The sequence below is a fragment of the Vallitalea okinawensis genome (genome assembly GCF_002964605.1).
GTDB classification, from domain to species: Bacteria; Bacillota; Clostridia; order Lachnospirales; family PQDH01; genus Vallitalea_A; species Vallitalea_A okinawensis.
The window spans coordinates 399,313-424,162 of record NZ_PQDH01000003.1; the positions used below are offsets into that span (position 1 = coordinate 399,313).

At 34.3% G+C, this 24,850-nt stretch carries 24 protein-coding genes and 1 other annotated feature; of the genes, 2 read left to right on the forward strand and 22 right to left on the reverse strand.

Going from position 1 to position 24,850, the window contains the following annotated elements; translation table 11 throughout:
• The first annotated feature begins 177 nt into the window (after window positions 1-177).
• Window positions 178-858 carry a HesA/MoeB/ThiF family protein gene (locus C1Y58_RS11375; protein ID WP_105616162.1) on the forward strand — a complete coding sequence of 227 codons (681 nt, stop codon included), beginning with the start codon at window positions 178-180 and terminating at the stop codon, window positions 856-858.
• A gap of 13 nt (window positions 859-871) precedes the next feature.
• On the opposite strand, the gene C1Y58_RS11380 is transcribed toward C1Y58_RS11375, so the two are convergent.
• From C1Y58_RS11380 to C1Y58_RS11470, 20 genes are all read right to left on the reverse strand, one after another.
• Window positions 872-1,465, reverse strand: coding sequence for a zinc ribbon domain-containing protein (locus C1Y58_RS11380; RefSeq protein ID WP_105616163.1), 594 nt, complete (start codon window positions 1,463-1,465; stop codon window positions 872-874).
• A 16-nt stretch (window positions 1,466-1,481) separates the two neighbouring features.
• Window positions 1,482-2,111 (reverse strand): class I SAM-dependent methyltransferase, encoded by a 630-nt coding sequence (locus C1Y58_RS11385; RefSeq protein WP_105616164.1) that lies wholly within the window; start codon window positions 2,109-2,111, stop codon window positions 1,482-1,484.
• Window positions 2,112-2,252: 141 nt separating this feature from the next.
• Window positions 2,253-3,995 carry an ABC transporter ATP-binding protein gene (locus C1Y58_RS11390; RefSeq protein WP_105616165.1) on the reverse strand — a complete coding sequence of 581 codons (1,743 nt, stop codon included), beginning with the start codon at window positions 3,993-3,995 and terminating at the stop codon, window positions 2,253-2,255.
• Window positions 3,996-4,189: 194 nt separating this feature from the next.
• On the reverse strand, window positions 4,190-5,059 hold the full coding sequence (locus C1Y58_RS11395) for a phosphotransferase family protein (protein ID WP_157950055.1): 870 nt from the start codon (window positions 5,057-5,059) through the stop codon (window positions 4,190-4,192).
• 123 nt (window positions 5,060-5,182) lie between these two features.
• Window positions 5,183-6,184 carry a GGGtGRT protein gene (locus tag C1Y58_RS11400; protein WP_105616167.1) on the reverse strand — a complete coding sequence of 334 codons (1,002 nt, stop codon included), beginning with the start codon at window positions 6,182-6,184 and terminating at the stop codon, window positions 5,183-5,185.
• Between the two features lie 13 nt (window positions 6,185-6,197).
• Window positions 6,198-6,890, reverse strand: coding sequence for an iron-sulfur cluster assembly scaffold protein (locus tag C1Y58_RS11405; RefSeq protein ID WP_105616168.1), 693 nt, complete (start codon window positions 6,888-6,890; stop codon window positions 6,198-6,200).
• 514 nt (window positions 6,891-7,404) lie between these two features.
• Entirely contained in the window at window positions 7,405-7,527 is a 123-nt protein-coding gene (locus C1Y58_RS27035; RefSeq protein WP_278286093.1) for a hypothetical protein, read from the reverse strand.
• 16 nt (window positions 7,528-7,543) lie between these two features.
• Entirely contained in the window at window positions 7,544-9,388 is a 1,845-nt protein-coding gene (locus tag C1Y58_RS11410) for a non-canonical purine NTP pyrophosphatase (RefSeq protein WP_105616169.1), read from the reverse strand.
• A gap of 9 nt (window positions 9,389-9,397) precedes the next feature.
• Entirely contained in the window at window positions 9,398-9,880 is a 483-nt protein-coding gene (locus tag C1Y58_RS11415) for a GNAT family N-acetyltransferase (protein WP_207655741.1), read from the reverse strand.
• A gap of 47 nt (window positions 9,881-9,927) precedes the next feature.
• Window positions 9,928-10,629, reverse strand: coding sequence for a creatininase family protein (locus C1Y58_RS11420; RefSeq protein ID WP_105616170.1), 702 nt, complete (start codon window positions 10,627-10,629; stop codon window positions 9,928-9,930).
• 170 nt (window positions 10,630-10,799) lie between these two features.
• Window positions 10,800-11,009: a 4Fe-4S binding protein gene (locus C1Y58_RS11425; protein ID WP_157950056.1), complete on the reverse strand. Its 210-nt coding sequence runs from the start codon at window positions 11,007-11,009 to the stop codon at window positions 10,800-10,802.
• 11 nt (window positions 11,010-11,020) lie between these two features.
• The gene (locus C1Y58_RS11430) at window positions 11,021-12,997 is read right to left on the reverse strand and encodes an aldehyde ferredoxin oxidoreductase family protein (RefSeq protein ID WP_170311579.1); all 1,977 of its coding nucleotides are present in this window, start codon (window positions 12,995-12,997) and stop codon (window positions 11,021-11,023) included.
• 41 nt (window positions 12,998-13,038) lie between these two features.
• On the reverse strand, window positions 13,039-13,272 hold the full coding sequence (locus C1Y58_RS11435; RefSeq protein WP_105616173.1) for a MoaD/ThiS family protein: 234 nt from the start codon (window positions 13,270-13,272) through the stop codon (window positions 13,039-13,041).
• A 297-nt stretch (window positions 13,273-13,569) separates the two neighbouring features.
• Complete coding sequence (locus C1Y58_RS11440; protein WP_105616174.1) at window positions 13,570-14,574, reverse strand: tryptophan--tRNA ligase; 1,005 nt, start codon at window positions 14,572-14,574, stop codon at window positions 13,570-13,572.
• A 72-nt stretch (window positions 14,575-14,646) separates the two neighbouring features.
• Window positions 14,647-15,594: an ABC transporter substrate-binding protein gene (locus tag C1Y58_RS11445; RefSeq protein ID WP_157950057.1), complete on the reverse strand. Its 948-nt coding sequence runs from the start codon at window positions 15,592-15,594 to the stop codon at window positions 14,647-14,649.
• A 70-nt stretch (window positions 15,595-15,664) separates the two neighbouring features.
• Window positions 15,665-15,923 (reverse strand) — a binding site (T-box leader).
• Window positions 15,924-15,996: 73 nt separating this feature from the next.
• Entirely contained in the window at window positions 15,997-16,887 is an 891-nt protein-coding gene (locus tag C1Y58_RS11450) for an ABC transporter substrate-binding protein (protein ID WP_105616176.1), read from the reverse strand.
• Window positions 16,888-16,961: 74 nt separating this feature from the next.
• Complete coding sequence (locus tag C1Y58_RS11455) at window positions 16,962-17,606, reverse strand: ABC transporter permease (protein WP_105616177.1); 645 nt, start codon at window positions 17,604-17,606, stop codon at window positions 16,962-16,964.
• A 26-nt stretch (window positions 17,607-17,632) separates the two neighbouring features.
• Complete coding sequence (locus tag C1Y58_RS11460; RefSeq protein ID WP_105616178.1) at window positions 17,633-18,769, reverse strand: ABC transporter ATP-binding protein; 1,137 nt, start codon at window positions 18,767-18,769, stop codon at window positions 17,633-17,635.
• Window positions 18,770-18,838: 69 nt separating this feature from the next.
• Window positions 18,839-19,459 (reverse strand): hypothetical protein, encoded by a 621-nt coding sequence (locus tag C1Y58_RS11465; RefSeq protein WP_105616179.1) that lies wholly within the window; start codon window positions 19,457-19,459, stop codon window positions 18,839-18,841.
• A 311-nt stretch (window positions 19,460-19,770) separates the two neighbouring features.
• Entirely contained in the window at window positions 19,771-21,834 is a 2,064-nt protein-coding gene (locus C1Y58_RS11470) for a C45 family peptidase (protein ID WP_105616180.1), read from the reverse strand.
• Window positions 21,835-22,227: 393 nt separating this feature from the next.
• Here C1Y58_RS11470 and C1Y58_RS11475 point away from each other — a divergent pair, with 393 nt between their 5' ends.
• Window positions 22,228-22,746, forward strand: a complete 519-nt coding sequence (locus C1Y58_RS11475) for a 4Fe-4S binding protein (RefSeq protein WP_105616181.1) — start codon at window positions 22,228-22,230, stop codon at window positions 22,744-22,746.
• A 51-nt stretch (window positions 22,747-22,797) separates the two neighbouring features.
• On the opposite strand, the gene mnmA is transcribed toward C1Y58_RS11475, so the two are convergent.
• Both mnmA and C1Y58_RS11485 read right to left on the reverse strand, forming a co-directional pair.
• Window positions 22,798-23,892 carry a tRNA 2-thiouridine(34) synthase MnmA gene (gene mnmA, locus C1Y58_RS11480; protein WP_105616182.1) on the reverse strand — a complete coding sequence of 365 codons (1,095 nt, stop codon included), beginning with the start codon at window positions 23,890-23,892 and terminating at the stop codon, window positions 22,798-22,800.
• A gap of 121 nt (window positions 23,893-24,013) precedes the next feature.
• On the reverse strand, window positions 24,014-24,823 hold the full coding sequence (locus C1Y58_RS11485) for a MerR family transcriptional regulator (protein ID WP_105616183.1): 810 nt from the start codon (window positions 24,821-24,823) through the stop codon (window positions 24,014-24,016).
• Between the last annotated feature and the right edge of the window lie 27 nt (window positions 24,824-24,850).

Below are 24,850 nucleotides of genomic sequence, written 5' to 3' on the forward strand. Positions count from 1 at the left end.
AAATAATTTATTAGTTTCTTTATCATCTCATCTTTTCTATTATAGCAATCTTTCCTTTTGTTCGTCTAGACATACTTTTTAGATTGCTAAAAATCCTTGCATGTATTTAAAATAGCATTTATGATTTATATAGAGGCTTTATGAATGAGAGAGTCAATTGAACTATGAGGTGAGAAAATGAATGAAAGGTTTATACGTAATTATCCAGCTGTTTCTCAAGAAGATTTTAAGAACCTGCAAGAGGCAAAAATCTGTGTTGTAGGATGTGGTGGTCTTGGTGGCTACCTTATTGAAATGCTTGCACGAATAGGTATTGGTCATTTAACACTCATTGACGGTGATGTTTTTGAGAAAAATAATTTAAATCGTCAATTACTTTCTTTAGAATCTAATTTATCGAGGTCTAAAGCAGTTGTTGCATCAGAAAGGGTTCATTTGATCAACTCAGATATAAAAGTACATTATCTTCACAAAATACTAACCAAAGATAATAGTATTGAATTATTGCAGCAACATCATCTAGTCATCGATGCTGTTGATCGTATAAGTACAAAATTATTAATACAGGATACTTGTGAAAAAATAGATATACCTTTGATTCATGGTGCCATAAACGGTTGGTGTGCACAGGTGAGTACAATTTATCCTGGCGATCGTACATTAAACATTCTTTATGAAAAAGCTGATGATACTAATGTTCAATCCATGGGCAACCCTGCTTTTAGTCCCGCTTTTGCCGCTTCTGTGCAGGTTTCAGAAGCTATTAAAGTTATCACTGGTAAAGGCCAGTACCTACGTCATCAAATAATGCACATGGATTTACTAAGTAATCGATGTACAATTATTGATTTGAGATAGGGATGGCGTTAGTTTATAAAATACTTAGTATAAGTACACCAATACTTACAACAACAAATATATATCCACCAAATCTTGCATAACTCAAATAGAAATCCGAAGGTTCCGCATTATCAATCCAAAGACCGTGTTTCAGATAAAAAAATAGCTCTGGTACAAATAGATTGAGTAAACCAAAACTCCCTGTAATAACTGCTCCAAAATAAAGCTGCATGAAGTCGGTACTTGTGGAATGGCTTGTACCATAAATAAGTGCAAATACGTATAAACATAGTAATAGTATGCTTAAAGACCAATTAATGATTTTTCTTGTTTTGTCTTTTCTAATGTCCTTTACAGCACTTTTTATAATGTAACTACTATCTTTTTCCACTATGTCAATATGACTTAAGTTTGCTTGACAATATTGACATAAAACGGCATGTGATTTATTCACTTCACTGCACTCAGGACAAATCTTAATTTCTTCTGTGTCCATAGTTGGGAATACATTTGATATAGTTTTTGATCGACTACTAAGTTCATGAGTTTTAGCAATAAAGGTACCACAGAATTTACAGTTTCTTGAATGGATATCTATCTTCTCTCCGCAGTTCGGACATACCATGAAATCGCCCTCTCTTCTAATAGCTCATTTTTGCTGCATAGATATATCTTAGTATATGTACATGCTCACCTTCACCATGATTTTCTGGTTCATGAAGTAGACCAGTATCTCGTATATCAAATCTCTTGAATTCTTTCCTCATATCATCTTCAGTATAATAATGTATGGGCTTTCCTTTTTTATGTTCAAAAGTGTTCTTTTCGAACTCCTGTCCTTTGCCATAACTTTCTTCTTGATCACTAAATCCAGTAAAAAATACAACACCATTATCATTCAACATAGATTCACATTTCTCAATAAACAATCGACGCTGCTCTTCGAAAAAAAGATGTAATACATTAAAACAATAGATAGCATCATACTTTTTCTGATTATCCAAGTCCAATATAGAACCATGGTAATAGTGAATCTTGTCATTTGTTTCAGTAGCTAAACGAATAGCTTCTTTAGATATCTCAACTCCCTCAACCTGAAAACCTTTCTTATAAAAAAAGTTCGAATGTCTTCCATATCCAGAACCAGGAATGAGAACACTCTTTATCCCTTCTTTTTTAAAAAGTTTTTCCGCTACATAGGCTGAGTAACTGGGCTCGTCACCCCAAACTCTTCCACCATTTTCAAATCGCTTATTCCAATATTCACTCATGATATTTCCCCCTATAAATCATGTAATTAAAAATAGCCAATTTATCACAGTATACAACACTCTTTAAAGTTTATCAACTTTCCTATACTAGGATAAGAAAACCTCTGCTTCACCCAGAAGGAGTAAAGCAGAGGTTTATTATTATTTCATTATTTCATTCTTACTTTTATATGCATTCCATAAATCATGAAATGGTCCCTCAATATTCTTAAGTTTCTCAAATGATCCTTGCTGAACTATTTGACCTTCTTCCATAACCCATATGCTATCAAAGAGATCTAATACATTTAAACGGTGCATTGTGGCAAGTACGCAACGCTCTTTATATTTCTTGAATAATCCTTCAATGATTTTCTTCTCATTACTAGCATCTAGATGACTTGTTGCCTCATCAAGCAGAATAATTTGCTTATCCTTAGCAAAATATAATCCTCTAGCTAATGCTAAGCGTTGTCCTTCTCCACCTGATAGATTGACACCTCTTTCACGTACATCGGTATGAATCCCTTCTGGTAATCGCTTAATGACATCTTGAAGTTGCACAAGTTCTATTACTTCATTAAGCTTTTCTTGTGATGCATCATAACCAAATGTGATGTTATAGAGAAGAGTATTTTCAAAAATCTCTTGATTTTGAGCTATCATTAGTGTGGATTCTGTTAGAGTTCCTAAATCAATTCTCTTGCCTTTATTCTCAATGATGTAATTATCATCTGCTTGAAAAAGACCTGATAAGATACTCAATAACGTACTTTTTCCTGATCCACTTAAGCCAACAATTGCTATTTTTTCACCTTTATGAATATTAAAATCTAAACCCTTAATTCCCCTTTTACTATTTTCATAGATGTAGTTAAGATTTTGAAAACTTAAGATCTCCCAAGTATTTACATCATCTTGTTTCTTAGTCAATCGTTGAGTTTCGGAAGCTTCTAGAATAGGATTAACAGATTGTATAGCAGCTTTCCATCGTAAAGTCTCATAGAAGTTACTTGTCATTTCAAAGAATGCTTCTCGCATCTGTTTGAAATAATTAACTATAATCACTAAAGATCCAATCATAATCACTTCATTAATAGAGCGGTGACTATTGATGTAGAAGAGGATCACTACAACCTCTGTTAAAATTCCACCAAAAGCAATAATAAAGCATCTGGGTTGATTGATTCTAAACTCATTCATGAATTCTTTATAATACCTGTTGAACTTCTTATCTATCTCTTCTTTTGTACTCTTACCTAGATGAAACATGATAATTGTCTTTATATTACCAACAAAGTCAATGAGCTGTGCCGTAAGCTTATGAAAGGATTCATTGATACGTCCTAATATTGGATGAATAGCTTTGTTCATGCGTGCTGCTATTAATAAATTGATGCTTGTAAGCACTAAACTGATTAAGGCAATCTCCCAGGAAATAATCATTAGCATAATGATAGGACCTAATGACATAAATATATTCTCTAAATATTTATACTGACTAAAACAGAAATCTCTAACTGCTTGCCCTGCTATATTAATACGATTAACTGTTTCGCCTGAATGGTTATCTATATGCCATTTCATTGGTAACTTATACACTTTTTTATACATACTTCCAACAAAGCGCTTTTGATTATTTAAAGCACTTGTCATCTCGAAATATCTAGCTGAATGATGAAATAATTGAAAAATAAAAAAACCTATTAAGTAGATACCAATCCATTGGTAGGCTCTTGATAGTTGGTTAAGTCCATGTAATTGCAGTGTGTTAATGAATTGGCCAAAGGCATATGGTTGAAGCAATTGACCACAAAATGATATCGTATGCAATACATAGCTGACTGCTAACTTCCAACGTTCTTTTTCTGCATATTTCCATGCTATTTTAAATAAATATATCATATTTCTTTCCTCCTAAAATTTATATGTTCATTCATACAAATTTCTTAAGGAGGTCCTCGGTAGAATCTTGAAGACTTCCACCTTACAACGTGTCAAGATCACAATTTGTTTAATCGTTTTTTCATAACATCTCTCCATCCCCATAATATTTTGTTATCACGAAATAAATATGTTTATGTTACTATAGATTAAAATTATCTATAATAAGCTATCCCATCATTAAATGCACTTTGATCATTATGTTGAATACCAAACAATGCTTCCTGCAAGGCAAATGTACCCGCATAAAACTTAGCTCTCTTAAGGTATTTTGTAATCTGAGGATATATGTCAATCATCTTATGGATAAAATCTTCACCATAGCCAAAGGGTCCTATCATAGAAGCAATATCATAAGCTGGATCACTTATGCTTACACTACCAAAGTCAATAATTCCTGTTATACTTTCAGTTACCTCATCAAATAATATGTTGGTTGGTCCAAAATCACCATGTACTAATGTAGGTTTAAACGATAGAAGCTCCTCACTGATGTTTTCTTGAAAGAACTTTTCTAGGTTATCGACAGCATCTTTTCTCATGTAGCTGTATAGCAATTCTTTTACGTTCAAGTAGAATTGATACCAATAAGAGAGATCTTTCGTTTCACAATCCAATATGTCACTAAAGGCCTTCACTTCTACACAATGAAGTTCTCTAAGAAATAACGCTAATCGATTAGCTACTCCTTGTTGATCTTTAATATTGAGAAATAACTTCTGTAATAGAGGCTTTCCTGTCAACATAGAGTAACCTGTGAATACGTCTCCAACTTTATTGGATTCGAAAGATTTGTATTGAGGATAGGGTATAGGAACAGATAACTTTCCTTTAATGCTCTCAAGAATTTTTGTTTCTAATTTTAGTGATTTAATACCTTCTTCATATTTAGGAAAACGGAAAATAACCTCATTATTAACGATAATAATTGTATTATTCTGCCCCAAATTATTTTGTCTATAATCCTTTATAATCAGCTCAGGATATATCTGCTTAATGCACTCAATATTCTTTTGTATATCCAATCTGTCACCACCCGTTAGTATCTTCCACTATAAGCAATATTATATACTAAAACTACATGTTGGAAAAGAGAAAAGTAAAAAAAAGAGTGGTTAACTTAACCACTCTTTTCATTATTCATTAGATTATTTATTCATTGCTTCTTGAATAGCAACTGCTACTGCTACTGTAGCACCTACCATTGGGTTATTACCCATACCTAAAAGCCCCATCATTTCTACGTGAGCTGGTACAGATGAAGAACCTGCAAACTGTGCATCAGAGTGCATTCTACCCATTGTATCAGTCATACCATAAGAAGCAGGACCAGCAGCCATATTATCTGGGTGAAGTGTTCTACCAGTACCACCTCCAGAAGCTACTGAGAAGTATTTCTTACCAGCTTCATTACATTCTTTTTTGTATGTTCCTGCAACTGGATGTTGGAAACGAGTAGGATTAGTTGAGTTACCTGTGATTGAAACGTCTACGCTTTCGTTGTGCATAATTGCAACACCTTCACGTACATCATCAGCGCCAAAACATCTTACTTTACCTCTTTCACCTTGAGAATAAGCTTTTTCCTTAACAATGTTTAATTCACCAGTTGTATAATCAAATTGTGTTTGAACATATGTGAATCCGTTAATTCTTGAGATGATTTGAGCAGCATCTTTTCCAAGACCATTAAGAATGACTTTTAATGGCTCTTTTCTAACTCTGTTTGCAGAACGAGCAATACCAATTGCACCTTCAGCAGCAGCAAAAGATTCATGACCAGCTAAGAAAGCAAAACATTTAGTTTCTTCTCTTAATAGCATAGCTCCTAAACCACCATGACCGATTCCAACTTTTCTTTGATCAGCTACAGAACCTGGAATACAAAACGCTTGAAGACCTTCTCCGATTGCTTCAGCTGCATCGGCTGCAACTGTAATACCTCTCTTTATAGCTACTGCTGCGCCTAATGTATAAGCCCAACATGCATTATCAAAACAAATTGGTTGGATAGACTTTACAAGTTCATGCACGTCGATCCCTTTATCATCACAAATTTGCTTAGCTTCTTCTAAAGAACCAATACCGAATTCTTTAAGAGCTTTTTCAATACTTTCAATTCTTCTATCGTATCCTTCAAATAATGGCATCCTTACAAACCTCCTATTCGTGTCTTGGATCTATCGTTTTAACAGCGTCAGCAAATCTGCCGTATGTACCAGTCGCTTTTTCTAAAGCTTCTGCTGCTTCCATGCCGCCTTTAATCATATCCATCATTTTACCAAAATGTACGAATTTATAACCGATAATCTCGTCATCTTCATCTACAGCAATTTCAGTAACATAACCTTCTGCCATTTCAAGGTAACGTGGACCTTTATCAAGAGTACCATACATAGTACCTACTTGTGAACGAAGACCTTTACCTAAATCTTCTAAACCAGCACCTACTGGAAGACCATCTTCTGAAAATGCAGTTTGAGTTCTACCATAAGCAATTTGTAAGAACAATTCCCTCATAGCTGTGTTAATCGCATCGCAAACTAAGTCTGTGTTAAGTGCTTCTAAAATAGTTTTACCAGGCAAAATTTCTGAAGCCATAGCTGCAGAGTGTGTCATACCAGAACAACCGATAGTTTCAATTAATGCTTCTTGAATGATACCATCTTTAACATTCAACGTTAATTTTGTTGTACCTTGTTGAGGCGCACACCAGCCAACACCATGTGTTAAACCAGAAATATCTTTAACCTCTTTAGCTTGTACCCATTTTCCTTCTTGAGGAATAGGTGCTGGACCATGATTAGGACCTTTTGCAACACAGCACATGTTTGTTACTTCATGAGTGTACTTCATAATCATTCTTCCCTTTCTCAATGAAAATTGTTTTTAGCGGATAGGACAATTGCGGCCATTGCCACATTTAAACTGAAATAGTATCGGCTAGTTATGTAACTAGAGCTTTACTAATTCATGATTTGAGTCATAAGTTGATACACTTTATATCTTCATGTCATCTTAACTGTTCAAGTCATTAAAAAACTCCTATTGATAAGTTTACCTATCATAGGAGTTTGAATCATGAACGCTGACTCATCCCATCTTATTATAACGGCTATTTGTTTTCTTGACAATAGTTTATCAAGAATTTGAGCAGAAAAACCTTAAAAATAGGATATTATATCTTATATTGTCATTATCTCATCGTATAAAAGGATAACCTCAGCCTCTTCATATTGATTATTCATAACTTCTGTTTCCAAGTAAGTCATGAAGATTTTATCGACGGAAGTTGTTAATTTTATGAGATAAGAATTTTTATATTTACTGTTTTCATTAAAGTTACTAAAAGCCTTAGCTACATCAAGATTTAGAGTACAAGGTAAGTATGTACGCTGTACATTAGTCCACTTTTTCTGACTAAGTACCGAATATGTCCTTCCAAGTAGCTATCATCTGACAGCATCTGATTATCAAATTCGTGAACAGCCATAAAACCACCTCCTCTATCACTGTCCAATTAATGCCATCAAGCCATTAGCTAATGTTTCTCCCCAGCATAAATAATCATGACCTCCTTTAAATTCCTCATATATAACATCATACCCTTTTGCTTGTAGTATATCTCTTAACTTTCTATTGACACCAATCATGTTATCAAATTCTTCAAGTATGCCTACATTAAGATAGAACTTAAGATGTAACTTATCTACTTGATTATATTTTTTGCTCATCCAACAAGCTCTTTCAGTCTCTTCACATCTATCTGGTTTATACCAAAATGCTCCTGATTCAGATAATACATTGCCGAAGAGATGGGATTGCTTCAAACCAATATATGCTGCAGTTAAGCCACCTAAGCTTAATCCACCAATGATACCGTCTTTAGGATCTAAAGATATATGATAATTTGCTCTAAACCACGGCATGAGCTCATCTGCCAACACCTCTAAAAATATATCATTACAGCTTAATTCTTCTTCCCTTGTATCGGTAGAATCAATAAACAGTACGACAGTGGGGGATATTCTTTTTTCAGCTATTAAATTATCAAGAACAGCTTTTGTTGAAAGGATGTTTATATATTCATCTCCATCAGTTAACACCATAAACTTATAAGGATCATTTGTTACATTATATCCATGTGGTGTATAGACTCTTACTCTTCTTTCTTCACCCAATTTATTGATATAAATCATGTACTTTTTCATTGTACCCTTAGAGATATTTTCTTTTTCCTTTACCCACACATGCTCCTCTGCACGTGGCATAATTACATGAGATAATATCTCATTGTCATCTTCATTTTCGTCCTCAACTAATAAAAAGTTCTTATTTAATTGATCATGAGACAATTGCTCTATTCTTCGATCCCAATCATCATCAAGTGGATCGTTAATTGATAAGAAATATTCAAATCGTATATCATTTCTAACTTTAGATGTTAAATACCATAGATTTGTGTCAAGTAATCTGTCCATTGAATATTCTAAGGATTGACCTTCCTCTATTTCAGGAATAACCAGTACATTATCAACCGTTTCATCCCCTTTATAGATAAAGGTGACAAGACTGTGCTTTTTATCATCGGATAAATTTTCAATAATGGGCGCGCCATGATCTTCAATCATAGCCCAAAATTCTGCTAAAGCAGTTGTCTTTCCTTGATTTAAATTCCCTTCCAGTTCTGCTATAACAGAGCTTCTCTTAAGAGCCTTTTCTATAAATGCTTCACCTTTTAATCCAAGGTTTTCTATAAAAAAACGTCTGAATGCATCTGCGATTTGATCACTCTTTAACTGGACATATTCATCCTCTTTAATATCATAGAAGTAATTCCCTGACCGTATATCTTTACTAATTGAATCCAGTGGAAAGCCGACCTGTCTCTTAATATGAGGAACAGACGTCAGAATAAATTTCTCATAGGAAAGATCATCACCATGGTATTCATAAATCTCTGTCTCACTGAGTACTAAACATATGGCATTCTTATACTGTGCTTTTGCTTCTCCACCTAGCCCTGCAACAACTGCACAGTAATGACTAATCATTTCTTCATCACTGAGATTCTTCCCACCTACTCGGCGAACATGAACACCAGGTTGAGACTGATTATCTAATCCATCAATAAATAATCCAGAATCACAAGAGAATACAGGTATTCCTGTTGCCTTGTAATATGCCAATGCCTTTTCTCTTGCATTCTCCACAGGTAGATTACCGTTTTCTTCAACGTCCTCTACTTTTTCATCAATATCATTTATGCTCAAAACCTCTAATCCTAAACCATCTAATTGGGTTCTCATGTAATTTAACTTACCTTGATTGGTCGTTCCATATAATATTTTCATTTTTTCCCCTTAATAGCCATAATTGATTAAGTCTAACTTCATACTAATAAATTCATATTGTCCACCATTGGTTTCTTGAATGAATTCTTTCACAGGCTTGAATCCAAGTTTCTCGTATGCTTTAATGGCACGCTTGTTAAACTTTGCAACAGATAACATGATATAATCTTGTTCATATTTGAAATGTTTCTGAGCAAATTGGATTCCTGAAAATACAAACTCTGAACCCAATCCTTTTCCAGTCAATTGAGGTTTCATGCCAAAACCTAATTCCAATATTTCATTGTTATAAAAATAGCTATAAAAACCGATTAGTTCATTTTCCTCGTTAACAACTGCAAAAAGATTTTCCCATTGTTTCGGGTCTAAGAAAAGTTGTAAATCTTCCTCATCAGCTGTCATATCGTAAAAAGCGTATTCACCATCATATTTCCACTCATAGGCTATCTCACTAGCATAAGCTTGTGTCATTGGTACAAATATTTTTTTCAAAACAATCCCCCCTATCTATTAATAGTTAACAACTAGTCTAGTTTCTACTAATGATTAATCGAATTAATATTATACCACTTCATCATATTCTCTTTAATAGTATCAGCAATCATTCTTCCTTTTTCTTTTGTCGCAGCTGTTGCGTAGCCATGATTACCAGGCATTTTATCCGTATCGAAACACAGGTTATTGGCCACAAAATGATCAAACTCTTCTTCTGGCATGTAAAAGTCTGTCATCATATTTTCTCTAACTCTGTCTGGATATAAAAACATCATCAGTGATGTCTCTCCTTCACAGGCATGCATAACACGGTTTTGCTTCTCTAATATCCCTTCATAATCACCTTCGTAAAGTTCTAAAACATGACACTTATTATGAATAGTCTTTAGTGCCTGAATATGTTTGGGCTCACCATGATAAGATAATAGATAGAAGTCCTTAAACCCTTGATGTTGCCACCACTGTACAATTTCTTTAACTGTTTGTGTAAGCGTTTCAGCAGATATACTAGTGGTTCCTGTATAATTTTTATCGCAACTTAAATTTACTCCATAATTAATCGTTGGAGCGATTAACATTCCTGATTCTTCTGATAACACCTTTGAAAAGTATTCACAAACCAACACATCTGTATTTAGTGGAAGATGATGACCATGCTGTTCACAAGTACCAATTGGTATAATTAATCCTTTCTGTTTTTCTGTATAGGATTTTAATTCTTTCCATGTACATTCATCTAGTCTCATATACACTCCCCCTTTTCATTTCTCACTCACACCATTATACATTATTTGCTAACTCCTATCAATTAATATATAATTTTGTAATATAATTCTAAAATAATGAGCTTCATCAAATAATTATGAACATAAGAAATGCACATGATAAATGGATCATGTGCATTTCTTATGTCACTTCAGACTAAGGTAATCGCGCTGACAGGACATGCTTTATCGCATAATCCACAGCTGGTACAACGCTGATTATCTACTAATCCAGGATAAGCTTTTTTATATTTATCAATATCTGCCTTCACTAAATCTAAACAACTGAACGGGCATGCTTGAATACAGATACCACAAGCCATACAGGTCTTATAATCAACTACTGGTTTTCCTTTATCCATTTCCATCACCCCTATACGATTTCTTGTAAGTCTAGTGTTTCAACGGTACTTTCAAGTGGTCGACCTGTTTCCTCATCCCAGCCAAAATTTTTCCAATGAAGCATCATCATTTCTTCAATAGGCACCTGTCTACCTGTTAATGGACCTTCTTCCAGAGGTGGCTTTCCAGCCATTCTATTATGTAGTTTAAAATCCATTGGATTGATACCGTGCTTAATATTAAACAATTGACGTAATGTTTGCATACGCTTACCCATTTCCATGTATTCATCTGGTGTTTTATTCCATCCTGTCGCTGCATTAAGCCATTCAAACATTTTCCAATGATGAACGCCTAGTATCATACCAAATAAACATCCTCCAACACCATCTGTTAGTTGTTTATAACAACTACCTGCAACACTCTTTAACGCTTCTTCATCCGAAGGTACATATTCTTCATCTTTAAGATATTTTGTAACCTTAGGAGCCCAAGATACTTTATCCCATAAAGACATGGCATTATAGTAGACAGCTGCACCAATAGTATGTCGTCCAGGAGTAGGATCTGCACTATAATGTACACCAGTCATTGGATCAAATCGTGAATCATGCATACCCGGCTCTTGCCCGCCTGCATGAATTGCGAAACATTCACTACCTTGACCAATCCTCTGCGTTGCACGTTTTACTCCATCTGCCAATACATCGCCGATTCCTTCACGTTGAATCATTTTTTTTATAAGAGCTACAATGGCCTCTGCATTACCCCAGGTTAGTTCTAAACCACCCGTATCTACTTTGGTGATAATACCATTCTCATAACATTCAATCGCATAGGCTACAGCAGAACCACCAGAGATTGTATCCATACCAGCTCGGTTCATAAGTTCATTAATGTAATAGATAGCATCTAAGTCTTTATTCATTACTAAACCTGAAAAAGCACATACCGTTTCATATTCAGGCTTGTGGGTATGCTTAAACTCCCCCTTAGTATTGGACTTGATATCACATATACCGCCACACCCTATTGCACATGAGTAGCAGTGGTACTTTCTCATTTCATTTTTATTAACCTTATCTGCTGTCACTTTCTTATAATAGGACCGATTGTATTCTTTACATGAACCACCCCAGTTTTTTATGGGAGAATCTCCACTTGTTGCTGAGTATGTATTACCAAAGCCGGTTCCCCACTTTTTCCATAATGATGCCATCAGCATTGGGTCATTAGGTTTGACTTCTTTTGCCTTTCCCACTTGCTTACCTATTAAGGCCAACATGTTACTGCCAACAAAACTGGGGAAATTAGTATGCCTTACTTTTTCTGCAAATTGAATACTAATTGCTTTTACAGCCTCTGGGTCATTACATTTGATAGGTTTTGAACCAGCAAGAACCACTGCTTTTAGTTTCTTTGAACCCATAACCGCACCGACTCCAGATCGTGCAGCAATTCTTCCACGATCATTCACGATCCCAGAAATTAATGACAACTTCTCTGCAGCTTGCCCAATAGTTGCTATAACAGGTTTTTTCTTAATCCAATTTTCTTTTTCAAGTATCTCTTCTGTCATAATAGCGTCTTTTCCCCAAAGTGCAGAAGCATCCCGCAACTGAGCTCCTTTATTATCCATATAGAGATAAACAGGTTTCTCTGATGATCCTTTAAAAAAGATAGCATCTACCCCACACTGTTTTATTGCAGGTGAAAAAGTACCGCCACAGTTTGCATCTCCCCACCCTCCAGTTAAAGGTGATTTACACACTGCCATCCATCGTCCTGTCATAAAACTACCTGTTCCAGTAAGGAGACCACTAACAAAGCCTAATATATTGTCTGGACCTAATGGATCAGCCCCAGTAGGTATATTCTGATAAAGATAGTAAGCACCTAACCCAACTCCAGATAAAAAGTTCTCGTATACGCTATCATCAATTTTCTGTGTTTCAATGTCACCTGTTGTCAGATTTACAATGAGTATCTTCCCTTGATAACCCTTCACAATGAAATACCTCCCTATAAATAGTGGCCTTTGAACTAATCTTATCCCCCTGAAACAATATTGATAAAAGTAATAATATCCCCATCTTCTAATGGTGTACTCACTTTTGCGGGTTTGTAATTCACTGAACACATAAGAAGCGGGCTTAAAGGTACTGGGATTTTTATTCTTCTAAGTAATTCTTTTACTCTAGAACCATCCTTCAATTCAACATAGCCATCATCATCAATATTGACTGTCTTAATAAACATTGGTGCATACACTTTAACACGCATGCTCTCACTTCCTTACCTCATAGAGCTTCCATTTATATACTTTAAGTAGGCCACCGTTTCTTACTACATTCTTCTGTTCCTAAATCCTTAAATCTGCCATCTCCTCCTTTATTATTTTAATAATCATGTCAAATAATTCTGACAATGACTTTTGGTCAGTTACTTTTGAAAAAAATACCTAAATGAATAAAGAACCTTAGATGGATTGGTATCTAAGGCTAATCATGTAGGTAATGGTATATTTTATTTAACTATATTTATTATAACATAGATCATTGTAAAATCAATAGCCCATTATCACCCTACCCCTATTTTGCTTTTAATCTCTTCAAGGAAGGGTTTTGCTAATTGACGTGCTTCATGGCGACCTTTCTCTAAAAATTCATCAATAAGCCATGTCTTATCCGTATAATTTTTATAGCTTTCTCTGGGTTCTTCTAAATAATCATTTATTTTATTAAATAGAATTCTTTTTACCTCACCCCATCCAATACCTTGATGATATCTTTCTCTTAAATCATTTATTTCATCCTGGGTCGCAAATTGCTTATACATACTAAACAGATTTGAGTTGTCTGGATCTTTTGGATCAGTAGGCAGTGATGAGTCTGTCTTCATACTATAAACGTATTTCTTTAAAACCTTCTCCGTTTCGAATATTTCTAATGTATTATGATAACTCTTACTCATCTTCCTTCCATCAGAGCCTGTTATAATAGCAGTTTCTTTATTTAGAACATATTTAGGCAATGAAAATGTATTCCCAAAAGTTTTATTAAAATTTTCTGCAATATCTCTTGCAATTTCCACGTGCTGAACCTGATCTTTCCCAACAGGAACCACATCTGTATTAAATAGTAGAATATCAGCACTCATCAAAATAGGATAGGTATAAAGCCCCATATTGACATCTGTATCTGGATCGATCTTTTTCTTTATATTTTCACTTACCTTGGCCTTGTATGCGTGTGCTCTGTTCATTAATCCTTTAGGAGTCATACAAGCTAAGATACTGCTTAATTCAAAGATCTCAGGTATATCAGACTGTTTATAGAAAATGACTCTATTAGGGTCAAGTCCTAATGCTAACCATGTTGCAGCAATACTGTAAGTATACTTTTTCAATAGATTTCTATCTTTTATTAAATTCAATGCATGATAATCGGCAATAAAATAGATATGCCGTTCGTCTTTATTATGTGATATTTTCTCTAATGCAGGTTTTATAGCACCCAGATAATTACCTATATGAGCAATGCCAGTAGGTTTGATTCCAGTTAAATAAGTTTTGTGCTGCTTCATAAAATTACCTCCTCCTGTTTCTTTGATTATATGTTACTTCATGTGTCTAGAAACTAAAACCTAACACATAGATTAATATATTGTCGCTTTATTGGCTAAAGTTTCGTCTATATCTATGTTATATTTTTCTAAAACTTCTTTATTGAGTGATAATTCCGTTTCTTTAATTGTCTCAAAAGGATTATCTTCAATGCTTTCACCGTCAAGAATACGGCTGATCATTTCTCCGGTCTGATACCCAATAGTATAGTTGTTGATACCATCAGTTGCTATAGCACCTTGAGTAACATAATCTTCAACCCCGCCAATAACAGGTACGCTTTTTTCGTTAGCCTTAGCCATGACCATCGGGTAGGCTGCTGCAATAGAATTATCAACTTGCGTATATAGGATATCCACTTCTTCTAATACTGTATCCATGGCTAATGCCATTTCATCTGTATTGGTAATCCCAGAGACAATTAGATCTAAGCCCATGCCTTTAACGATCTCTTTTGCCAATTGAACTTGAATCTCTGAATTGACTTCATTAGTATTATAGACCATACCTACTTCTTTAGTTTCTGGAAAAAGTTCCATCATAAGATCAAATTGTTTTTGAATAGGTGTCATATCACTGACCCCAGTAATGTTAGCTCCTATTAGCCCTGCACTCTCTGGAGCTGTTACACCTGAGTAAATAATAGGTATATCTTCTAATGCATTAAAAGCAGCCTGTGCACTGGGTGTTGTTATCGCAATAACTAGATCCTTGTCACTAAAAGAGTTGGCAATCTGATAGGCTATATCCATACTTCCTTGAGCATTCTTATAGTCAATTTTTATATTTTCACTATCCACATAGCCATTACTCTCCAAAGCATCTCTGATACCTTCATTGATCATATCCAAAGATGGGTGTTCAGCAATTTGGGTTAATCCTATTTGTGTAACTTGTTTCTCGTTCCCATCTTGACTGCATCCTGCCATAGCCACCATACTTGTTACTAAAATCATTATTCCTACCATAAACTTTTTCATCTTCTTTTCCTCCTTATAATGACCTCTTGGAGAAAAGTGCATCAAAAAAGCCCTCTATATGCGTATGCATACAGAGGGCGAACTAGCGCGGTGCCACCTCATGTTTATAGACTAAGCCTTAAACTTATTCTATCACTTTTTCAGATACGGGATCAAAATCCGATATCCTATCTCTATAACGGGAGAAAACCGTGACCCCTACTCACTTTAATAGCTTTCAGTTTCCGCTCATGAGTCCATTCAGTTCATATACCATTGCTAAACTCTCACCGCCGTTAGCTCTCTGTAAATAGATCTATCAACTTACTACTCTCAATCTACACTTTTTCTTAATGAGGTTAAAAATGTATGTTTCTGATTATACGTCAGTGAATTAGATTTGTCAATATCATTTTGTTTAAATTATTGGATTAATCCCTTTTCACGTAATATATCTTCTGCTACTTGTTTTGGATCTGCACCTTCATCTACCAATAAGTTTAATGCCTGCATCTCTTCATCAGTAAACTGATTATCTAGCATGTTTAACGCATCCACAGCTTCTGGGTAATTAGCCATAAAAGCTTCATTAACCAAAGGCGCAGAATAATAAGGTGGGAAAAATTGTTTGTCATCCTCTAAAGAAACCAGGTCCAATTTCTTAATACGACCATCTGTTCCATAGGCATCATTAACATCTATTTTCCCCTCTTTTAAGGCCGCATAGGTTAAACCGATATCCATACCCTTTTCCTCTTTAAATGAGTCAATCCCATAGACTTCTTTAAGTCCTGGTAAGCCATCTGATCTTTCTAAAAACTCCATCTCTGCACCAATAACTAAGTTAGGGGCATGCTTAACTAAATCAGAAATTGTTTTAAGGTTCAATTCTTCTGCCATATCTCTTCTTACAGTCATTGTATAAGTATTGTTGAAACCTAGAGGCTTAAGCCATGTTATATTGTACTGTTCATTATATTGCTCTTGACAATAATTATAAACTTCCTCTGGATCTTTCAAAGTATTTTGTTTTAAAACTACAGAATAACCTGTCCCCGTATACTCAGGATAGAGATGTATATCTTCACTCTTTAATGCCTCAAAACATACAGATGTTCCCCCTAGTTCAGTTAATGTTGTTTCATAGCTTGTTTGATTTTCAATCATAATTGAGAACATATTCCCTAGTATGCGTGCTTCGGTATAATTCTTATGTCCAATCTTGATAACATTCTCATCCTTACCGCAACCAGCTAGTGATAATAAAATACTTACCATTAATCCTACTGTAATCAACTTTTTTAATAATCTCATCTAAAATCTCCCTTATGTATTTTATATTTAAATAGAACCATTAACAATCAAAAGTACCTATTAATGGATTGAGCTTATTTACTAGATACTTTTATCCCTTTAGATGTAAGGGTATTTTCAAGAAGACCCAGACCACCATCTGCTAGAAGTGCTAATATTGCTGTAGGAATAGCTCCCGCAAGAATCAAATTATAGTTAACCATTGAAATACCTTTATAGATTAAGTCACCAAGTCCGCCGGCGCCTATAAAGTTGGCAATAGTGGCTGTTCCTATATTAATGACAGTTGAAATCCTTATTCCACCCATGATAACTGGTAGAGCTAATGGAATCTCTACAATCCTCAATATCTGCGATGTTGTCATACCCATTCCTCTTGCAGACTCTCTAATAGATGGGTCGACACTTTTTATTCCAAGATAAGTATTCTTGATGATTGGTAATAATGCGTATAAAAATAAAACAAAAACTGCATTGGTCATACCTATCCCCAATAATGGTAACATAATACCAAATAAAGCTAAACTAGGTAATGTTTGGAGTATATTTGCAAAACCTATTATAAAATTTGCAACCTTCTCATTACGGGTAATGAGAATACCAATAGGCACGCCTATTAGAATTGCTAGTGCTACTGCAAAAAAGGTAATCTTTATATGCTGCGTTAGTGCTACTAATATATCCATTTTTCTATCGATAATAAACTGTATAAACTCCATAAAACCCTCCTAATAATTCACATTTATTATTCATCAATCTCTGGTACAACTTCTGTTAATATATTTAATATGCTTGTTTGAGTAATTATACCTTTTAAGTTCTTTTCTTTATCAAGTACTGGGATATTTCTTAATTTATGTTCTTTTCTAAGATTCAAAACTTCTAACAGGTTTGTATCTTCATAGACAAATTCCATATCTGTTTTCATGATATCTTTCATTTTAATCTCGTGATTATCAGCTTTACGGAGCTGTCTTATTCCGACTATGCCTAATGGTTGTTGCGGCTTCACAGAATCTCTATCAACAACTACTAGTACATTCGTATTTTTTTCCTTCATTAATTCAATTGCATGTGCTGATGATCTTTTAGCTCCAATTTTTACTGTTTTCTTATTCATAATATCCTTAGCATACAGCATTTCAGGTGTTCGCCATAGACGATCTTTTCCAACAAAATACTCAATAAAATCATTGATAGGATTTTTTAGTATCTCTTCTGGTGCATCACATTGAATAATCTTACCATCTTTCATAACTGCAATACGATCACCGAGCTTAATAGCCTCATCCATATCGTGAGTAACAAAAACAATAGTTTTATGTAACTCGTCTTGTAATTTTAGCATTTCTTGTTGCAACTGTTCCCTTGTAAGAGGGTCCAATGCACTGAATGGCTCGTCCATTAGAATGATGTCAGGATCCACCGCTAAAGCTCTAGCTACACCAATCCTCTGCTGTTGACCACCACTTAACTCGCTTGGGAAACGACTATAATACTGCTCTGGTGGTAAATCTACTAAATCCAGCAACTCATAAGCACGTTTCTTCTTCTTCTCATCATCCCATTTGTTGAGGGAAGGAATTAATTCGATATTTTGCCCAACCGTAAGGTGTGGAAATAAACCGACTTTTTGAATAACATAACCAATGTTTCTACGCAATTCAATCTTGTCGATACTGGTGATGTCTTTTCCATCAATTTTAATGGTACCGGATGTTGGTTCAATTAATCGATTGATCATTTTCATTGTTGTTGTTTTCCCACAGCCACTCTCTCCTATTAACACCATGAACTCACCATTATGGATTGTTAAATCAAGATTATCAACAACATTATTGCTTCCATCAAATGTTTTAATAATGTTCTTTAATTCAATCATCTTATCTTATCCCTCTCTTTTCTGTACCATACTATTCTTGCTTAATGATGCATTAGCAGCTTGGTACTATTAAAGCCAATTGGTTAGTATATCTTTTATTTGTAGAATGCTTTCTTTTTTTTCTTTATGATTTATACCTAAATCTTTTGTTTTTATCAAATAATTAAAGATAGCAATTGCTTGTTCATCACTTAAATCATGATTAGTCTGATTGGAAATCTTACTTTTTTCTTCACTAATTTCTTTTTTAGTTAGCTGATTCTGAGTTTGGCGTAAGTAATCTATATTTTCTTTTTGAAGTTCAAAAAGTTCTGTATTACTATCAAAAGTGGTAATAATTTCTTTAGCTTCTTCTAAGGTAATTTTTGAAAACTTTATCCCTTCAAAGAGTTTTGAGGTTTCTCTGGAATAAACTGACCAATTTTTTTCTTTATTTAAATAAGCAGTAAAAGAACGAATTTCTCGTGTAGAAACTTTTTCTTTATCTTTCTCAATAATAAGTACTAGGTTAAAAAATTTATCTTCAATTTTAGTGAGTATTAATCTCTTGCTCCATGAACGGTACTTTTTATTAAATTCTTCTAATGCTTCTAGTAAATCCTCTTGATTATTTTTAAAATTAATTTTTTTACCCTTTTCTGAAGGTGTTTTTAGTTTTAAAGAAATACAATACAAACTATAGACCATCATTTCTCACCTCATTTAAAACAATTTTCATTCATTTTTAGTAAATGCTTCTTATAAAGTATAGCTTATAAAATAACTTATGTCAAATTACATACTCTTATATAGTTCTATATTGCACTATATAATATCTATAAACAATTACACCTCCTCCATTAATATAGTCTTTAGCAACATGACTATATTAATGTAAATTAATATAGTTCTATATAACTTAAGGGAAGATTATAGAAATAGAGACCGATTATACTAAAGCATAATCAGTCTCTATTTATTGCTTGAAAAAAACTATTCTTAGATCATAACAGGTGGAACTTTTACTTATAACTATATTTTTTTGGTTCCTCATAAAAATTGATAAACTGTCTAGCTATAACATGAATTCGTGTATACTTCCTTATAGCTTTATTCATTTCAAATAAATTATCTGTATTGAACTCTTGCATTCCTTTTTCTTCATTAATCAACTCTTCAAAGATCTCCTTAGGTTGATTCTCTACCTCTTTACTTTGATAAATATCTTTAGCTCTTAGTACTAATCCATGGGCTAAATTCTTAGCTGCTTCTACTGTAACTGCTGGCTCATCATCTAATTCTATATCCCAGAAAGCATTTCTTTCGTTTAAAATAGATATGGATAGATCAGGACTTATAGGTGCAGCTCCACGAATAGCTGGCCCTGTGCAAAGTGAGTAAGATCCTTCACTTGGCTTCATTGCTACGACTAATGCATTTGAAGCATGCGCTGCAGATATGACACCCCATTCTCCTCGTTCAACATATGCTTGCTTGACATACTTAAAATCTCCTACAGGCATTGTTCCAGTTGTTCTGTATATACGCTTCATGCTATCAGTTGATAGCTTACCATGATGTACTTTACCCATTGTATTTAAGAATAGATTCCGATTATAGCTATTCCAGTAAGCAAACATCATCCCTCTTGACATTAATTCATCTGTTTTAAGCTTTCCAGTAAACCACTTAAAAATCATAGCTAAGTTTTTAGTCATACCTTGTGGTTCCTTCGGTCTCCACCCGCCATTGGCATCCCATGTCCATAAATCATCAATTTTCCTCATCCAATCAGATTTAACAGCCTCTGGATGCATAACACTGTTATTCGAAAAGAGATAGTCTGTCTCCCCTAGAAGTCCTGTTTCACGTACACATACTGGACTTTTTCTTGACTCAATCACATAGCCATAATTACCATCAGCATAAAATCCTCCTACTGTAGCTTGATCCCCATAGCCAATATCTCCAATCGGCCATTCCATTTCCTGAGTAAAAGCCTCCTGAGCAGTCTTACTATACCTTAAGTTGTGTAAAACTGAAGCTCCTCGTCTTATACCATAACCCCACTCCGATATTGGTTCTAATAACTTTGGCCCTCCACCGTGGTGGACATAAGCAAGACCTTCAAGATTCATTCCAGGATGACCAAAGAACCAGTTAGGTCCCATGGTTGGTAATGTTCCTGTCGCTTCAAAAGGTGTGAAGATCAAAGGTATTCCATGGTCTGGATACATGACTATGGTAATTTGATAACTCATATCATGGTCACCTGTAGCTGCAACAACTAACTCACCATCTTCAGTAGCGCTATTCCAAGCTGCAATGGCTGTACATGCAAGAGGTGGTAATTCTGGTATTCCCGACTCTGCATTGAGATAAGATGAAGCTGGGGGCTTATGCCCTACCCATAAATCCATTACTTGATTGTGACTAAGATTAATCCCATGATCCTTGCTATAGTCAACCCATCCCCTTACGAAATCAATGATCTCCGGTGTATACTTTTGATGCATCTCTTCCCACTTTTTAATTTCATCTATTTCATCTTGATTGAACTTTTTTTCTGTATGCCTTTCAAGCATCCAATTACCGTAAATGGTAACGAGTTGCTCAGCATACTGAAACCCCATCTCATAACTTGACCCTTGTAATAAAACAATAGGTGTTATGTCTGGTACTAAGGGAATATCATTAGAAAATAATATTTCTTTTTCTTGATGAATATCCGGTGTTTCATAATGAATTTCATCATTGCTCTTTGTGTCTAGATGATGATGTAATTCATCAGCAATATGAATTGCTTTTTTGAAAGCATCAAAAGCTTTATACCATGTTTCTTTATCTTTTGTTTGTAGTGCTTTAGTCGCTAGCCATTTACCACTGTAGTGATAAATCATACCATCATTGAATTCTTTAACTCGAAGTTGATAGATCTTTGAAAGTGGATCAAGTCTTGCTATTTTCAAGTTGGCAAGTGTTAGCTTTATTCGTGATTTATCTCTTAATGGATAGGCTTTAAAAGCTTTTCCATTGTCTTTATAAAATTTAATGAACTCCATCATTCCAGTTTTCTTCTTATTCATAATAATACCTCCTTCTTTATCCTTATGAAAAAGTATAAACTACTATAGGCAAAGTTCTTTTTGTTCACTCTCACATGAACATACTAACACATTCTTATTTTTATTTCAATATAACAAATTCGGTAATTAATAAATTTTATTACTAATTTATGTATAAAATCCATAATTTATTATAATTTGATAGTCATTCAAAGCCTTTAATCTCTAGGCCATTTCTAATATAAGCTTTAAAATATCAAGAGATAAAGATAGTTAAAAACTATAATTTTTTTTAAAACTTTTATATTTTTAGTTGACATATCGCATTATTTGAATATAATAATATATAGATTAAATTGAACTTAGTTATTACATCTTGGAACGAAAATTAAACTTATTTAGGAGGAACTTATTATGACTAACAAGAAAAAGCATAAAAGTCACATGAAATGGAGCTGGATCATTATCATTACATTCTTTGTCCTTGGTATTATTGATATACGTTTTGGTATTCTAGGCGTTCTCTGTATGGGCGCACCAATCTATCATGCACTTAAAGGAAGAGGTAAAATTCATTGCTCAAAATATTGTCCTAGAGGCTCATTCCTTGGTAAATTTTTAAGTAAAATATCATTAGGTCATACTTTACCTAGTTGGCTAAGAACTAAGAAAGCTAAAAACATTATATTAATCATTATGTTATCTGTTTTTGGAACTGTCCTCAGCTATGCTGTTATCGTTCACGGTTTCCACTTTATCGTCATAGCTAAAGTCTTTTATCGCTTTATGCTGATGTCCTTTATTGTAGGAATTGTTATAGGCATTTTCTTTAAACCTAGAAGCTGGTGCCAAGTTTGCCCAATGGGTCATGGCTCAGCGCTTATTAAAGAAGCTCAATCAAAGAAAGAAAACAGAAATGCAGTTGAAGCTTAATAGAACTAAAAAAATAAAGGACCTATACTTTTAAGCAAGTATTAGGTCCAATTATTGTATAACTTCATCAATGATGCCCCCACCTAGGCAAAGTTCTCCTTCATAGAAAACTACAAATTGCCCCTCAGTTATAGCCTTCTGGGACTTATGAAAGATAACTTTTACTTGGTTACCTTCTAAAGGCTCAACTCTAACATCTTGATCCAATTGACGGTATCTAAATTTAGCAGTACACTTTAGTGGTTTTTCAATGTTCTTACCACTGATCCAATTCACATCTGTAGCTATCAAACCCTTAGAAAAAAGTTTTGGATGATTAGATCCTTGTACGACATAGAGGGTATTATTTTCTAGATCCTTTTCACTAACAAACCATGGTTCTCCAGATCCAATACCACCAATACCTAAGCCTTTTCTTTGACCAATGGTATAGTGCATTAACCCATAGTGTTCACCTAATATTTCACCTTCGTAAGTTTTTATGTCACCATTTTGAGCTGGTAAATATTTTTTTAGGAACTCATTAAAGTTTCTTTCACCAATAAAACATATACCTGTGCTATCTTTCTTCTTTGCTGTATGAAGTTTATGACTAATAGCTATTTCTCTAACTTCAGCCTTTGTTAAATGCCCTATAGGGAACATCGCCTTAGCAAGTTGTTTTTGATTAAGGGCGCATAAGAAATAGGTTTGATCTTTATTGTTATCTTCACCTCTTAACAATTTAAATTCGCCATTTTCTTCTCCAACACGTGCATAATGCCCCATTGCGATATAATCAGCTTTTAATTTTAATGCGAAATCTAGAAAAGCTTTAAACTTTACTTCTTTATTACATAATACATCTGGATTAGGTGTACGACCTTTTTTGTACTCATCTAAAAAATAGGTAAAAACCCGATCCCAGTATTCTTTTTCAAAATTAACCGTATAATATGGAATACCTATTTGGTCGCAAACTTTTCGAACATCATCATAATCTTCAGTAGCAGTACATACACCATTCTCATCTTTTTCATCCCAATTTTTCATGAAAACACCAATCACATTATATCCCTGCTCTTTTAATAATAATGCAGCGACAGATGAATCCACGCCACCAGACATCCCCATAATAATTTTTGTATCCTTTGGTTGCTTTTTCAATTGATTTGCCTCCTTTCTCTTAAACTCATAACATCTTATCACATTTGATTTTCATTTTCAATATCCAAAGGTGCAAAAGCCTGTTGGTAATATTATGACTACCTACAGGCTTTTCATTCATCTAAATCTTACTGACAGGAACTTGTATTTCAGTAAGCCACTCATTTTGATCTTCTTTATTCCAAACGCCATCAATATAGGATTCTCTTGGCATACCTATAGCTTTATAACCGTTATCTTCAATCCACTTGAAAATAAACCCATATGCAAGGTTAAAAGTCGTATAGGGACCTTTATGAAGTGTACATACTGCTGTTGGCACTCTATCCATCTTTTTAAATTTCACGTCCTCTGAATCTTGAGCATAGTCAGTTACAGCTTCACAAATTTCAATATCAATATCCTTATCCTTATATTCTCCATCATGATAGATCGTAAAGCAGTATTCAGGAACAGCACATGTTACCTTTTGCTCATGCATGTACTCACCCATCTCAGGATAGATCGTAAAATAGGCTCCATGGTCAGGAACAACTCTCCTCATGGATGCCACAATAACCTCAGGTAGTTCTTTTATAATAGCATTATAAGGCATATCCAACTCACCTTTCATTCCCTTTATATAATTTTGAATCTGCAATAATTTAGTTTTTTCAAGATCTATATTCGTTTGAATTTCCTGTTCTTTTAGTTTGAGGTACATATTAATACTTATAGGGTTATCAATAACTTCCTTTATTTCACAAAGAGAAAGCCCCATCTGTTTTAATGTTCTGATTTTATAGAGCCGTGGTAATTGATTAGAAGAGTAATATCTATATCCTGTAAAATCATCTACGTACTCCGGTTTAAGTAGCCCAATTTCATCATAGTGCCTCAATGTTTTTGTTGTAATTTTATTAATGCTTGAAAATACCCCAATGGAAAACATTCTATCACCAACTTTTCCTCATATAAT